Source organism: Streptacidiphilus jeojiensis (genome assembly GCF_042510965.1).
GTDB classification, from domain to species: Bacteria; Actinomycetota; Actinomycetes; order Streptomycetales; family Streptomycetaceae; genus Streptacidiphilus; species Streptacidiphilus jeojiensis.
This window is the reverse complement of record NZ_JBEUKS010000005.1, coordinates 178,274-192,010: the sequence shown is the minus strand read 5'-3', so window position 1 is coordinate 192,010 and position 13,737 is coordinate 178,274. Positions and strand designations below refer to the sequence as shown.

Genomic DNA, 13,737 nt, shown 5'->3' with positions numbered 1-13,737 from the left:
CGGGTGGTTGACCTCGCCCGAGTGCCATATGGTGCCATGCTTGGCTGTCGTGACGACACTTGCGCGCGGTTCGATCATTTCGGTGGGGATCGACTATCTGGGCAGTCCCCACCCCCTGCTTCCCGCATCGATGGGTGATGCTGCCAGCATGCTGGAGTTCTTCACCAGTTGGGGGTTCACTGCTTATGACGGTGGACTGGACCTGTCGTCGCGTTCGGCGCGTGACATTGTCGAGGCCCTGGAAGCCTGGGCGGATTCCGCTCGGCGGTCGCGCGCTTCTGCGGGGACGATCATCTACTTGGCGGGACACGGGCGACTCCACAACGGCAGGCACTTCGTGCTGACGGCGACCAGTCCAGAGGTGGGGCCATACTTCGGCAGCAAGGCCATAGGTGCCGAAGAACTGGTGCAGGCGGTGATGGCGAGTGGGGCGACCGCCGGACTGATCCTGCTGGACACCTGTTACTCGGGCTTCGCGGCGCATGAGATCCAGACGGCGGTGGATCGGGCTGCTGCTTCGCAAGGTGGGCCGGTAATGGACCTGGCGGTGCTGGTCCCCTCCCTTCACCATCAGAAGTCCTACAGCGGCCTTTTTGTCGGGGCCATGCTGGAGTCACTGCGTAGCGGCTCGTCGGGCAGCCATTGGAAGGACGGCGATGAATTCGTGACTTTGTTCGAGCTACGAGAGGAGCTGCGATTACGCCTCGGCGACGATCAGTGCGCCTACGTGGCAGGGCGGGACGGACTCAAGATCGTTCCGAATCCGCGGTATCGGGCGGGCGCGGCTGACCGTGCCGTCGAAATGGACGCCCTGCTCAGCAGGCTCTCCGATGCCGACCGTGAGCACTTTCTTCGCAAGGCGGCCAGCACGGACGCCGGTGACGTCGGGTGGTTCTTCACCGGCCGCGAGGCCCCGTCGCTGGACGTCACACAGTGGCTTGCCGAGCACGACCAGGGTGTCATCGTCGTGACCGGCGCGCCGGGCACCGGAAAGTCAGCACTTCTCGGTCGGATGGCCGTGCTCTGCGATACCCGCTCGCAGGCCGCCTGCCGGGTGCTGGGCCTGCTGGACGGGGACGGCGGTAGACTGCCCCCCGTCAGCACGTTCGATGCGGTGGTGCATATCAAGAACTTGCGCGTCGGCGACGTCGCCCGCAGCATCGCCGATCAACTGGGTGTGGATCTGACGGTCTCCTCCAGTCCGCCGAGGGACCTGGTCATGGCTCTTCATGACAGCGAACGCGCGGTCACCGTCCTGGCCGACGCCCTGGACGAGGCCGAAGACGGTGAGGAGGTGTTCATCGCCCGCGACGTCCTGCGGGCCATTGCCAGCCTCCCCGGCTGTCGCGTCGTCATCGGCACCAGGAGGGACCGCGACGGATGGACCCGGGCACCCGCAACTGACGAGGCGCCGGGTACCGGTGTCCCCGATCCCGGGCCTCTGATCGAGTCCCTGCGTCCGCGCCAGGGTGCCTTTCACATCATCGACCTGGACGTCGACGAAGGGGCGCCCGACGACATCGAGCGGTACGTTGAGGCACGGCTGGCGGCGGGTACGGCCAGCGGAGGCACGTCCCTGTGGCCTACCGGGACACGCAGGCGCGCGGCGGCGCGGACGGTGGCGCGTCAAGCGGGCCGAGTCTTCCTGTACGCCCGTTTCGCGGTGCGGGCTCTGGAGAGACTTCATGAGGAGGTCGTGGACGAGGCGGGATGGCAGCACCGGCTGCCCGAAGCGGCGGGGGAGGCAGGGCTGCACCAGATCTTTGTCGATGATCTTCGACGGTTCAACGACACCATGCTGGTCACCGAAGTACTCAGGCCGTTGGCGTTCGCACGGGGCAAGGGCCTGCCGCGCAGACAGATCTGGCCCGAGCTCGCCAGCGCGCTGGCAAGTAGCGCACCAGACCGCGCCTACAGCGCTGCTGACGTCTCACGAGTCATCCGGGAGGCGGGTGCCTACCTGATCGAGGGAACAGAGGACGGCCAGGCTGTCTTCCGCCTCTACCACCAGTCGATCGGCGATTTCCTAAGACGGGAGGCGGCTCGTGCCAGAAGAGCCTGACATCGAAGCTCTGATCGTTGAGCGGCTACGCGCCTTGGCGGAGGTGGACGGCTGGGGCCGGGTGAATCCCTACACCGCACGCTACCTGGCAGCGCATGCCAGTGCCGCCGGTGGACTGGCGGCACTGGTCGGGGACTCCGCCTACCTCATGGCCGCAGACCCGGAGATCCTCTCGGCCGCGCTGGGGACAGGTCTCGATCACCAGTTGCCCGACCTGGCGCGTCTGTACCTCCGCTGTGCACACTTGATGCGGGGCCTCGCCCCGCAAGACCGCGGCGCCGTACTGGCCCTGACGGCTGCTCAGGAAAATGAGCCGGTCGACATCAGCAGACCCGGAGACGCGCGCTGGTGGCCCAGGTGGGCACGCTTCCTGACCACCCCGTACCACCGGGTGCTGGAGGGCCACGAGGGTTCGGTTCGATGCGTGGCGACGGCCGCTCTGGAGACAGGGCCCGTCGCTGTCACGGGTGGCGAGGACCATACGATTCGGATCTGGGACCTCACTGTGGGGGCCACCTTGCGCGTCCTGGAAGGCCATACGGCAACCGTGCGGTCAGTGGCGACCACCGTGCTGAACGGACGCCCTGTCGCAGTCAGCGCCAGTGACGACGCCACCTTACGCATCTGGGACCTGGCCAGCGGGCGATCGCTCCGGGTCTTGGAGGGCCACGACAGATGGGTGGGCTCGGTCGCCGTCGGTTCGGCCGAGGGCCGTGCACTGGTGGTCAGCGGCGGCGCGGACCGTACCGTCCGGATCTGGGACCTGTCCGACGGATCCCCAGTACGCGTACTGAGTGGTCATACCGGCAGTATCCGGGCGATTGCGACGGTCGAGGTGGCAGGCCGACCTCTTGCGGTCAGCGGCGGCGCGGATCGTGTGCTGCGGGTGTGGGATCTCGTGACCGGATCCCTGACCCGCACCCTCGAAGGGCATACCGGATGGGTACAGGCTGTCAGGGCGGGACCGGTCGGCGAAGGAACCGTCGCCGTGAGCACTGGCGACGACCACAGCGTGCGCGTGTGGGACCTTCAGGCCCGGACTCCTGCCAAGGTGTTGGGAGAACACGACAACTGGGGCCGTTCGATCTCCCTCGTGCAGGGCGGTGTTCTGGCGGTATCGGCCGGCGCCGACCGCGTGGCCCGTGTCTGGGATGTCGTTGAGGGATCTCAGCAGCAGGTGCTGCATGGTCACCTCACCGGGCTCTACGGTGTTGAGGCCACCACGGTGGACGAATGGTCGGTGGCTGTCACCGCGGGCGGCGATGCCACGGTTCGGATCTGGGACCTGTCCGGTGCCGTCCACCATACGGTGGACGACACGCTGCACACCGATCGTGTGCTGTCAGTCACCACCGCTGTCGTGGACGGGCGCCCGGTCGCCGTCTCGGGGGCGACCGATCGGACCGTGCGGGTGTGGGACCTTGAGGAAGGACGCCCGCGTGGCGTACTCAAGGGACACACCGGCTGGGTGGGCCGTGTGGAAACCACCACAGTGGCCGGTCGACCGGTCGTGGTCAGCGCGGGGGCCTACGGCGACGTTCGGGTTTGGGACTTGACGACGAATACTCAGACCGCACGGCTGCGGGGCAACGAGAGCTCCGTGCTGGACGTCGATGCGGTGGTGCTGGACGGCTTGCCCATGGCGCTGACCGCGGGAAACGATGCAACCATCCGGGTCTGGGACCTGACCGATGGCAGCCAGGTGCACGTACTGCGAGGACACGTGGGAGGTCTGCGCACCGTGGCGGGCACTGAGCTCGGCGGTCGGCCGATCGCGGTGTCCGGCGGCACGGACTGCACCGTGCGGATCTGGGACCTGACCGACGGCACCCAGGTGCAGGTGCTGGAGGGGCATACCGGCTGGGTTCGCGAGGTCGCCGTCGTCCCGGGCGAGTCGACGGTGGTCAGCGCGGCTGACGACGGAACCCTTCGGATCTGGGACCTGGCAACCGGCACCGAACGCGGGGTGCTGAAGGGCCATGTCTGCCCGATCCTAACAGTCTCTGCGGCAAGGATCGGGGATCGTCCGATTGCGGTCACTGCCGGCGAGGACGACATGGTGCGGATCTGGGATCTGAGCACCGGAAGACATCTCCAGGTGCCCTTGTCCGGCTGCTACGACACGGCGATCCAAGGCACGGTCATGGTGGCGGCGACACACCTGGGGGTCTGCGCAGTGGACCTGGCGGAGTACCAACTGTGAGCCCCGGAGCCCACAGGGCCCGGATCGCCCACGGTGACGTCGCAGTGATCGTCCCCGGAATCCTCGGAACCACACTGGTCCGGGGCAAGCGGCAGGTATGGGGCTACCGGCAGGTGTTCAGGAGCGTCCACCACCTGGGCGACCGTCTCACCCAGGACCTGTCACTTCCCGGCGCAGTTTTCCAGGACCCGGCTGCGGGCTACGACGACGGGGTTCGAACCGACGGGCCGCTCAAGACGTTGGGCATCCTTCCCGGCCTGGTGGCGATGGACGGCTACGACAGGCTGGTACAGCAGTTGCGCGACCGCTTCCCCGGCGACCCCGGGGCCATCCACGAATTCCCGTACGACTGGAGGCAGTCCAACGAGTACTCGGCGCTCATGCTGCGGAATTTCGTCTGGGCACTCCTCGCCGTACGGCGCACGGTAGTCCCAGACGCCAAGGTGGTGCTTATCGGCCACTCCATGGGCGGATTGGTGGCACGCTTCTTCGCGGAATGCTTGGACGAGCGGCGTGACACCCGTCGACTGGTGACTATCGGCACGCCCTTCCAGGGATCGGTGAAGGCACTCACTGTGCTGGCGAACGGCTTCACCCGCATCGGACCGGTCAAAATCGCGCTGGGTGAGCTGGCCCGTTCGCTGCCCTCAGTGGCTGAACTGCTTCCCACCTACGACTGCGTCGGGGCTTCCGTCAGCCACTTGGAAAACCTATCCGGACAGGATGGCGTCCCAAGCATGCCGGGCCTTCCACGGAGCGCTCTTGAGCGGAGCCAGGAGTTCCACAGGAAGATGCGCGAAGCTGTGGCCGCGAATGGGGACGACAGGCCTGCCTACCATGCGCTGCTGAGCCATTGGCATGCGACCGACCTATGGGCGTTGGTCGACGACAGGGGAGAGGTCCGGGCACAGTCGTCCACTGGGTTCGAGCACGGTGGCGACGGCACAGTCCCGCGCTGCTCCGCAACCCCCCCCGAATGGGCCGATGACGCCAACGGCATCTACCTTGCCGGGAAGCACGCCGCTCTGCAGCAGCAGGGCGAAACCATCGTGCAGTTGAGAGGAATCCTCTCCGCGCAGACCCGGCGGCCGCAGGCAGCGGTGGACGCAGTGAGCGTGACTGCCCCTGCCTATGTCGACGTGCACGCGGACTGGCTGGTAGAGGCCACATCCGTGGAAGGCTCCGACAGCCTGGTACTGACCTTGACCGTGTGGGATCCGGAGGACACAGGAGCCCCACCGGTTACCGAGGTCGCGCTGCGAGCGACCGGGCAGGGCGTGTACAGGGCCGTCGTGCGCAATCTTCCTGCCGGACTGTTCCGCTGGACCGTGAGGACAGCACTCACTGCGGCGACGCCAGTGGATCCGGTGTCGGACATCGTTCTCTGCGCAGCGGCGGACTGAATCGATCGGGCGGGCCGGATTGGACGGCGGCAGGCATGGAGGGTCGGCGGACCGCAGCACTGAGTAGTTCGACGGCTGTGCCTAGATGCGCTGAGCAAGCTGGACTATGTAGGAGCCGGCGCGCTTGGCGGACTTGCCCAGAGGGCGCCACCCCGCAGCCCGCAGCAGCCCCTGTACATCAAGGGGCGTGAACCGGCGGGAGAGGAAGCAACGGATCTCGTCACCCGCGGCGAAGTGCACCGCTCCGGTGTCTGAGTCTGACCCCAGGGAGAGGTCGCTGCGTATCCGTGCCGTGCCGATGACCGCATTGTCGATTAGCTCGACACGGAGTTCGAGTTGTTGGTCCAACAACCCCGCCGCGCGCAGCGGGATCGTCATGGTGTCGCGCATGACAGCCGTAGCGTACGGCCCGACAACGTCCTCTCCTGGGGGAGGCGGCGCGAAGACCCCCAGGACCAGAGCGTCTCCGGGACTGCAACTGGCACGGAGATGACGCAGCGTCCGGGCCGGGTCTTCCGTGTTGCCCAGAGTTCCGCCCAGCAGGCACAGCATGACGGCACCATCGGGGCGACGCCAGGAAGAGATCGCTCCCGTAGGAGCGGCCTCGAAGTCCCACTGGGCGAAACGGCTGTCTTCCGGAAGGTCGGGGGCCAGTCGGATACGGGCTGCGTCGAGCATGCGGCTGCTGAAGTCGAGCCCGAGATAGCGCCGACAGCTCAGGCCCAGGCAACTGAGACCCGTGACGAACTGGGCTGAGTGCACCCCATTGCTCGGGCCGATGTCGCACAGTTGCTGGGGTACCCCATCGTGCCCGAGAACCTCCAGGAGGGTGGACAGCTCCTGCTCGGACCGACCGTCCTGGTAGTCCTCAGAGTAACTTTCCGCGAACTCGAGGTGCCGGTCGACAGCCGGTCCTGCGTACAGGAATCGCATCGGAATGTATCGATCTCGGACGAACCGCATGAGGACTTCGCGCCGCACTGCGTCCAGTTCGTACCCCGAAGCATCCACAGCCGTCACCCTTCGAGACCCACCTAGACGACCCAGCCGCCGTCCCGGAAAATTTCGCGATCCGCATGCTCATTCAGTTCCCGCCAGGATTCGATGCGCTCGGGGTCGATTCGGAAGAATCGGTAACCCGGAGATTCGCGCGGATCCCATCCACACTTTTCTGCATACGCTTCACCATAATTTGGCGGGAGCTGGCTGCTCTCAAGGAGAGTGGCGGCAGCTTCAATCAGGACGACATCACGCGGGTGGCCGAGTGCGACGCGAACCCGTCCATTCCGGGCGATATTGAGACCTGTCGGATTGGTTCTGACCGTGGCGATGAAGATGCTCTCCCCGTCCCACCAGAATGACACCGGTACCAGCGTAGGATCCCCCTCGCCGTCCGCCGAGGCGATCCAGAGATCCTTGTCCGAGGCAAGATGCTCCAGGGCATCCCTCTTGCGCTCCACCAGTGGGCGAGGCTGTTCCACCACGGTCGCTCTCCTTCTCGCTGCATGTATTGTGTGCCCCGAAACCCTAGCGCACATTAGCTCATGGGCGGGGACTCCTTCCGTCATTTGCCTAGCCCGGTGCGCGACTTCCTCCCGTCGGGTAGACACACCGGAAACCGACTTCGTTGTGCCGATCCGTGAGAAGGTCGCGTCCGCGGTAGAAGGTAGACAGGCACACCGGCGGTGACGTCCATGCTCCGCCGCGGATGACATAGAAGGCATCTTTTCTGTTCATGAACTCTACTGGCGAGCGCCCCTTGAAGAAGGGGTCCATGTCCTCTCGGCTGAAGAAATTTGTCCGGGTCATCTCCCAGACGTTCCCCGACATCTGGAGAGCGCCGTACGGGCTGGCTCCGGCCGGGAGGGCATCGGCGGGAATCAGAGGCACGGGCGGGAAGCGCCGGCTCCTGCCCGGCTGGAACGCCTCCGGTTCAACGGTCACCAGAACGTCCTCCAACTCGGCCAGATTTTCCACCTTTCGACCAAAAGCGCTTTCCACATAGTGGGCGAGTGCGGGTCCGAAGTCATTGCCCCAGGGGTGGGTGCGGCCGTCCGTTCCCCTCGCTGCTTTTTCCCACTGCTCCTCGCTCGGCAGGTCGCCACCGGCCCAGCGTGTGAACGCCCAGGCGTCGTACCAGTCGACGCCCACGACAGGCAGCTCCGGACTGTTGAACCGCGGGTCGTGGCGGTGTGCCGGAAGGTGGTCCCTACCCGGTGGGGCATCGGGGTGATCGAATTCGGTGGTGCCCGTCACCTCGGCCAGAAATTCCTGGTACCGCTGGTTCGTTACTGCGGTCCGATCGATGAGAAAAGAAGAAGTCTCAAGTTCACGGGGAGGATTGTCGGTGTCGTCCATCCCGAAGGAGCAGTCGCTGGAGCCGACGGAGCCTGCTCGGAAGGAACCCGCAGGCACCAGGACCACGTCCTGGTGCCTGCGGGTTCCTTCCCTGGCCCGGACTTGCCCGGACGAGCGTGCAAAGAACTCATCCTCAAGCTGGCGGAGCCTTTCCGGGTCATTTGATCCGAAAATGGCGAGCAGTGCCCTCTTTGTAAATGCGGCACCGCATCCGACCGGCTTCCGCAGGCATCCGGCCCTGGTGAAATTGCTCGGCCATCCGGATATTCGGATCAAATCCCGGGCACCCAGGCTGATTCTGTACCTGCCGATCAAGCCGATGCTTGTGAATGCAACCCAGTCGACAGGGTCGTGAGTACCGGCAACGATCACTCGGACGGCATTGGCGTCTGCGCGGAAGTGATCTGCGAGCATTCGAATGCAAGCAGCTCGGACAGGCCACTCGGCATGATGCTGGGCTTCATGCAGGAGCCTTCTCATGCAAGCGGGGTCAGATTCGTCCAACGACTTCTGCAGAGAGTGGACGACTTCCTGCCCTGCGGCCCAGTTGATCGCCCTCTCAGTCAAAGTGCTACCACTTGCAGATCTGCTGTTCCTGGTCCCGGGTTTTCAGGAAGGGATCTGGACCATCATCATCCGGAGGGCTCTTCGGCTCAGCTTCGGCGGTCTGTTCGTCATTTTCCGTGACCACGTGCTCCCCCTTGTCCGGTGCTATGAGCTTTGCCGGAAGAGCAGCATAGGGTGGATTCTTCCGTTGTGTGTACCCATTTTCGGCCAACCTCCCGTCCAGGGGCGTTGCAAAGTCTCTTGATCTTGTGAGCGTCGCTGGTCAGGCGATGCCCAGGAGGTCGAGTGGGCGTGTGAAGGGTTCGTCGGAAGCGTGCCGCAGGCCGGCGGTGATGTTGCTGTGTCCGGCGTCGCGGAAGGTGTTGATCGCGAGGTTCCGCAGGGTGGCCATGTTGTCGGGTCCGTGGCCGGTGCGGATCTTCGAGGCGTCCTCGCGGAAGGTGGTGTCGCGGACGAAGTGCAGCCGGTTCTCGATGGTCCACTGCGACCTGGCGACCTGGCGACCTGGCTAGCTGGCCCAGGCGCTGGGGCGGGGCCTGCTGCGAGGTGAGGTCGGTGATCGCGTAGACGGTCTGGCGGGTGCAGGCGCCGGTCTTGAGGTCGGTGCGGTGGCGCAGGATCCGAACGGCCTGGACGGCGTGGGGGAAGTCGAGTCCGAGGTCGGTGATTGTGAGGACCCTGGTTGCGCGGGTCTCCTTGCGTCCGTGGCCGCTCTCGCGGTCGTAGCGGCGTGCGGTGACGTCCTGCCACGGCAGTGACCCCACCTGTCGGTGCAGACCGGGCTGGTTGGCTTTGACGACCAGCAAATAGTGCGCGTTCTTCTCCTGGACCAGGAAGCGCGCGTGGGCGCGCTGTGTGTGCAGGGCATCGGCGGTGACGGTGACCCCGGTCAGGTCGTAGGGCTCCAGCAGGGCGGCGAAGCAGGTGATCTCGTTGGTCTTGTCGGCCACCCGCAGCTGGGTCACGGTGCGGCCCTGGTCGGTCATCGCGGCCAGGAGGTGGGCGGCCGGGGTCTGGTCGTGACGCGAGCCGCGGGCGGCCTTGTCGTCCACGGCCACCGGCTGCGTGCCTGCGGGATCGGCACCGGTTAGGTCGGCCAGGCCGCCCGGGCAGACGCGGCCCAGGATCCGTCGGATGGTGGCGGCGCTCGGTGGGACGCGTACGCTCAGCGCGCCGACGGCCCGGGCTCCGAGCCGGGCCAGCGTGTGCTGCGGGGCACTGGTGGACCACTGACCGATCGCCGCGTACGACCGGGCCCCGGCCACCACCGCCGAGGCCGCGACCAGCAGCACCGCCGCGAACGGGTGACGCACACCGCGCCGGCGCCGGGGATCAGGCAGCACCCGCAACCGGTCCACCAGCAGAAGCACCGCGACACCCGTCAGAGTGAGCGGCTTGACCAGACTGGGTACCGACAGTCGACCACATGATCCGCGTGCTCCCCATCGGTCTGGCCCCTAAGGAGGAGCGGCAGACACTCGGCTAGGAGACGGCGACCCTGGAGCTGGAGTCTGTCGACCCCGATGATCCGGGGCTGGAAGCCATCGAGATTCTAGTAGTGGAAGCCGCCGCGGGCGACGAACAGGACGAACAGGCGTCGGGCCTGGCTCCAGTAGCGATCACCGTCGGCCGACTGCCCTCAGCCCGCAGTAGCCTCAAATCCGTACGGCTCTCTGACCCCATCACCCTGGCCGTCGAGATCATGTCGGAGCATTCGTTCGATCACCTCCCTGTCCTGGACGAGGATGGCAACCTCCGCGGTTCGGTGAGCTGGCAGGAGATCGGTGCAACGAACCGCCCACTGAATGCGCTGGTACAGGATGCAGCCGTGCTGAAGGTGCGGTCCGTCCAGACCGACGATCCACTGATTGACTGCCTTGCCGATGTGGCCAGGCACGGCTGCGTATTCGTGGTCAACCCCGACGGAACGTTGTCTGGCATCGTCACGGGGCATGACCTGGCCCATCGCCTCAAACAGGAGCTGCGTCCCTACGCCCTGTTGCAGGAACTGGAGCACCGGCTGCGCCGAGCCCTGGCCACTGCGCTACGACGGATCAAGGAGGTACACGGGGAGTTCGGGCTGCCTGGCGATCCGGCCAAGATCAGCAAGTTTGGCAACAAGGGCATGAACTTCTCTGACTACGTCCAACTACTGCGGCGCCCTGACGTGTGGGACGCGACAGGCTGGCGATTCCCCCAGGATGCCTTCGCCAACCGACTGGATCGGGTCAGGCTGATTCGGAACAGCACCATGCACTTCCATGAGCTTGACGACGATCGCGCCAGCGCAGTCGCGGAGATCAATACCACCCTACAGATGCTGAAGAAGGTGCAGCCTCAGGCGTGACACGGCTCCGATCAGTGCGGCCACAGACCGGACTGCCAGAACTCCCGGCGTAGCGTCTTCATGGTTAGAGCCGCCAGTCTGCGCTCTGGCCGCCCTGTGCGGGCCTCCCCTTGGGATACATGCACGGGCATGTATCCGGGGAGTGATCTTGAGGTGGACGGGAAGCGCTTGATCAACTGGCTTCATTGCTCCCGGTAAGCGAATCTCGTGAACGACCCACAGAGAAACAATTTCTTGAGCATTGACGAGATGTGGCCCCCGGTCGTGACTGGGGGCCACATCTCGTCGTGGGCGGGCCGGTGTGCCGAGGTGGTGGCGGTTACCGCTTCCGTACTGCGTAGGTCAGGTGGGTCACCCGCTGCGTCGGTTCCGCGCTGAGCCGCTCCAGGGCCACGCGGTCCGCGTCCACGCCCTCGAACAGGCGGACTCCGGCGCCGAACAGCACGGGGGCGAGCGCGACCGAGAACTCGTCGACCAGGCCGGCGTTGAGGTACTCCAGGATCGTCGCGCCGCCGCCCGCGATGCGGACGTCCCGGTCGCCGGCGGCCTCGCGGGCCAGGTCGAGCGCGGTCTCGATGCCGTCGTTGACGAAGTGGAAGGTGGTTCCGCCCGGCCGCTCCCAGGGGTCGCGCTTCTCGTGCGTGACCACGAAGACCGGCGTGTGGAACGGCGCCTCCGGCGGCCACGACTCCTCGCCGAGGTCGAACATGCGCTTGCCCATCACGCTCGCGCCGGTGCGCTCGAAGGTCTCCCGGGCGATGTCGTTGGCGCGCCCCTCCTCGCCGCCCTCAGCGAACTTGAGGTTCTCCCGGAAGAACCGCAGCGCGAAGAGCCACTGCTGCAGTTCCATCCACTGCGCCGTCCAGCGCTGCAGATCCGGGTCGTCCTCGCGCTGCTCGGGCGCGACGAACCCGTCCAGCGACATCGACACGCTGAAGAACACCTTGCCGGCCATCAGTCCTCAACTCCCTTGTGTGCGATCTCGGTGACGTAGGCAGCCAGGTTGTCCAGGGTCTGTCGGCCGCCCTCGACCGCGTGGTACTTCTCGACCGCCTCGTCGCGCAGTTCCCGGGTGGGGAACAGGGTGCGCATCTCGATCCGGGTCGCCGCGGTCGCCGCGCCCTCGGGCGCGAAGGTGAGGACCGACTCGAAGGCGTTCGGGTCGTCGCGGAACTCACCGTGCCGCAGCGCGATCCGTTCTGACGGGGTGATCTCGGTCCAGGAGATCCACTCCTGGTAGTCCGTCCCGTCCGGTCCGTGCATCACGAAGTCCCACACCCCGCCCACGCGGAACTCGAACGCCCGCGTGGTGGTGCTGAACCCCTCCGGCCCCCACCATCGCGACAGGTGCCGCACCTCGGTGAACGCCTCGAACACCAAGTCCTGCGGGGCGCTGATGACCCGGGAGATCACGATCTCGCGGTCGTCCGTCGTCCCGGATCGCGCCGGCGCTCCTGGTTCCGTCGCGCTCATCGGCTACTCCTCCTGTCCTGTCCGATCGAGGCCCTGCAGGTACGCGTCCAGCCGGTCGAAGCTCTCGTTCCAGAACTGCTCGAACCCGCCGGTCCACTCGTGCACCGGTCGCAGCCCGCGGGCGTCGAGGCCGTACAGGCGCTGCTTGCCCGCCCTGCGGTCCCGCACCAGCCCGACCTCACGGAGCACCCGCAGGTGTTTGGAGGCCCCGGGCTGGGTCATCCCCAGCTCCCGGGCCAGCTCGGTCACCGGTCGCTCGCCGGCCCGCAGCAGTAGCAGGATCTCCCGGCGCTGCGGCTCGGCGATCGCGTTGAAGACGTCCGACGTCGTCGCTGCTCGTGCCATGGCACCATCATATTCCCTTATCGGTATGCGTCAAGCTGTCGGGCCCTCAGGAGGCGGTGGGGGCGGTCTCCTTCGGGGTGTCCTGCTTGGCGGTAGGGGGCTTGCACGCGGGTGCGGTGGCGGATGACATGGCGGACTCCTTTCGGTGGCTGGGACACCTCAAGGGTAACGAACGTGTTCGTTAGGAACAAGTTCGCCATGGCGCGCGTCGAAGGACGCTGACCGGCACGGAGGCCCGGCGTGGCTACCGCGGCGTCTCCTTCGCGCCGTTGATGACCGCGCGGAAGATCCAGGCGATGCGCTGCTCGGGGGTGCCGGAGACCAGGTCCGTGCCCAGCGCCGCGATGCGCGGATAGGTCGGTGCGGTGGCTTCGCGCAGCGCGGTCACCAGCGCGTCGTCCTGGTCGCGGGCGGAGTCGTCCTGGCGGCGGGCCGACTGCTCGGCCGCGGTGGCGGTGGCCACCTGCAGCAGCACGTCCACGCCCCAGGCCGCCTGCCCGTCGGGAACCTGCCCCTCGTGCAGGAGCGCCAGGATCGCCTCGACCAGGGCCAGGTAGTTGGGGCCCGAGGGACGCGTGACCAGGGCGGAATGGGCGAGGCTGGGGTGTTCGAACAGGACCGCGGTGTAGGAGCCCAGCACTTCCGCGAGCCGCTCGCGCCAGTCGCCGTCCGCCCCCACCGCGCCCAGTTCCACCGCGCCCAGCAACTCCTCCAGGATCGCCGCGTGCAGTTCGGCGGTGTTGGCCACGTACACGTACAGCGAGGCGGGACCGGTGTCGAGCTCCTGGGCCAGCCGCCGCATGGTGACGCGCTGGAGCCCCTCGGTCCGCATCAGGGCCACCGCGGTGGCGACGATGCCCTCGTAGGTCAGGGCGGGCTTGGCCGGCCGCTCACGGCGGCTGCGGGGGGCAGGGGTTCGAGGAGTCACACCCAGATCATAGCGAACATGTTCGTTGCGCCCGCGCTGCCGCTCGGTCCG

General features: G+C 66.6%; 13 protein-coding genes. 5 read left to right on the top strand and 8 right to left on the bottom strand.

Going from position 1 to position 13,737, the window contains the following annotated elements; all coding sequences use genetic code 11:
* Positions 1-40: 40 nt before the first annotated feature.
* The 3 genes from ABUW04_RS15830 to ABUW04_RS15820 are packed head-to-tail and all read left to right on the top strand — an operon-like array spanning position 41 to position 5,668.
* Entirely contained in the window at positions 41-2,062 is a 2,022-nt protein-coding gene (locus ABUW04_RS15830) for a hypothetical protein (RefSeq protein ID WP_380565303.1), read from the top strand.
* Positions 2,046-4,265 (top strand): WD40 repeat domain-containing protein, encoded by a 2,220-nt coding sequence (locus ABUW04_RS15825; protein ID WP_380565301.1) that lies wholly within the window; start codon positions 2,046-2,048, stop codon positions 4,263-4,265. The genes ABUW04_RS15830 and ABUW04_RS15825 overlap by 17 nt, the downstream gene beginning before the upstream one ends.
* A 44-nt stretch (positions 4,266-4,309) precedes the next feature.
* A complete protein-coding gene (locus ABUW04_RS15820) occupies positions 4,310-5,668 on the top strand; it encodes a lipase/acyltransferase domain-containing protein (protein ID WP_380565299.1) in 1,359 nt (452 codons plus the stop codon).
* 81 nt (positions 5,669-5,749) lie between these two features.
* On the opposite strand, the gene ABUW04_RS15815 is transcribed toward ABUW04_RS15820, so the two are convergent.
* The 3 genes from ABUW04_RS15815 to ABUW04_RS15805 all read right to left on the bottom strand — a co-directional run bounded on the left by ABUW04_RS15815 (position 5,750) and on the right by ABUW04_RS15805 (position 8,092).
* Positions 5,750-6,688, bottom strand: a complete 939-nt coding sequence (locus ABUW04_RS15815) for an L-histidine N(alpha)-methyltransferase (protein WP_380565297.1) — start codon at positions 6,686-6,688, stop codon at positions 5,750-5,752.
* A 14-nt stretch (positions 6,689-6,702) separates the two neighbouring features.
* Positions 6,703-7,152 (bottom strand): pyridoxamine 5'-phosphate oxidase family protein, encoded by a 450-nt coding sequence (locus tag ABUW04_RS15810; protein ID WP_380565295.1) that lies wholly within the window; start codon positions 7,150-7,152, stop codon positions 6,703-6,705.
* An 88-nt stretch (positions 7,153-7,240) separates the two neighbouring features.
* Entirely contained in the window at positions 7,241-8,092 is an 852-nt protein-coding gene (locus ABUW04_RS15805; protein WP_380565293.1) for a formylglycine-generating enzyme family protein, read from the bottom strand.
* 106 nt (positions 8,093-8,198) lie between these two features.
* Between ABUW04_RS15805 and ABUW04_RS15800 the strand changes: the two genes are divergently transcribed.
* The gene (locus ABUW04_RS15800) at positions 8,199-8,381 is read left to right on the top strand and encodes a hypothetical protein (RefSeq protein ID WP_380565291.1); all 183 of its coding nucleotides are present in this window, start codon (positions 8,199-8,201) and stop codon (positions 8,379-8,381) included.
* Positions 8,382-8,700: 319 nt separating this feature from the next.
* Here ABUW04_RS15800 and ABUW04_RS15795 read toward each other — a convergent pair whose 3' ends face one another.
* Positions 8,701-9,963: an ISAs1 family transposase gene (locus tag ABUW04_RS15795; RefSeq protein WP_380565289.1), complete on the bottom strand. Its 1,263-nt coding sequence runs from the start codon at positions 9,961-9,963 to the stop codon at positions 8,701-8,703.
* A gap of 188 nt (positions 9,964-10,151) precedes the next feature.
* Here ABUW04_RS15795 and ABUW04_RS15790 point away from each other — a divergent pair, with 188 nt between their 5' ends.
* On the top strand, positions 10,152-10,940 hold the full coding sequence (locus ABUW04_RS15790; RefSeq protein WP_380565288.1) for a CBS domain-containing protein: 789 nt from the start codon (positions 10,152-10,154) through the stop codon (positions 10,938-10,940).
* Positions 10,941-11,259: 319 nt separating this feature from the next.
* Here the strand turns inward: ABUW04_RS15790 and ABUW04_RS15785 are convergent, their stop codons facing one another.
* The 4 genes from ABUW04_RS15785 to ABUW04_RS15770 all read right to left on the bottom strand — a co-directional run bounded on the left by ABUW04_RS15785 (position 11,260) and on the right by ABUW04_RS15770 (position 13,686).
* The gene (locus ABUW04_RS15785; RefSeq protein WP_380565286.1) at positions 11,260-11,895 is read right to left on the bottom strand and encodes a dihydrofolate reductase family protein; all 636 of its coding nucleotides are present in this window, start codon (positions 11,893-11,895) and stop codon (positions 11,260-11,262) included.
* Positions 11,895-12,413, bottom strand: coding sequence for an SRPBCC family protein (locus ABUW04_RS15780; RefSeq protein ID WP_030259290.1), 519 nt, complete (start codon positions 12,411-12,413; stop codon positions 11,895-11,897). Before ABUW04_RS15780 ends, ABUW04_RS15785 begins: the two co-directional genes overlap by 1 nt.
* A gap of 3 nt (positions 12,414-12,416) precedes the next feature.
* On the bottom strand, positions 12,417-12,758 hold the full coding sequence (locus tag ABUW04_RS15775) for an ArsR/SmtB family transcription factor (RefSeq protein WP_030259292.1): 342 nt from the start codon (positions 12,756-12,758) through the stop codon (positions 12,417-12,419).
* A gap of 244 nt (positions 12,759-13,002) precedes the next feature.
* Complete coding sequence (locus tag ABUW04_RS15770; RefSeq protein ID WP_380565284.1) at positions 13,003-13,686, bottom strand: TetR/AcrR family transcriptional regulator; 684 nt, start codon at positions 13,684-13,686, stop codon at positions 13,003-13,005.
* Between the last annotated feature and the right edge of the window lie 51 nt (positions 13,687-13,737).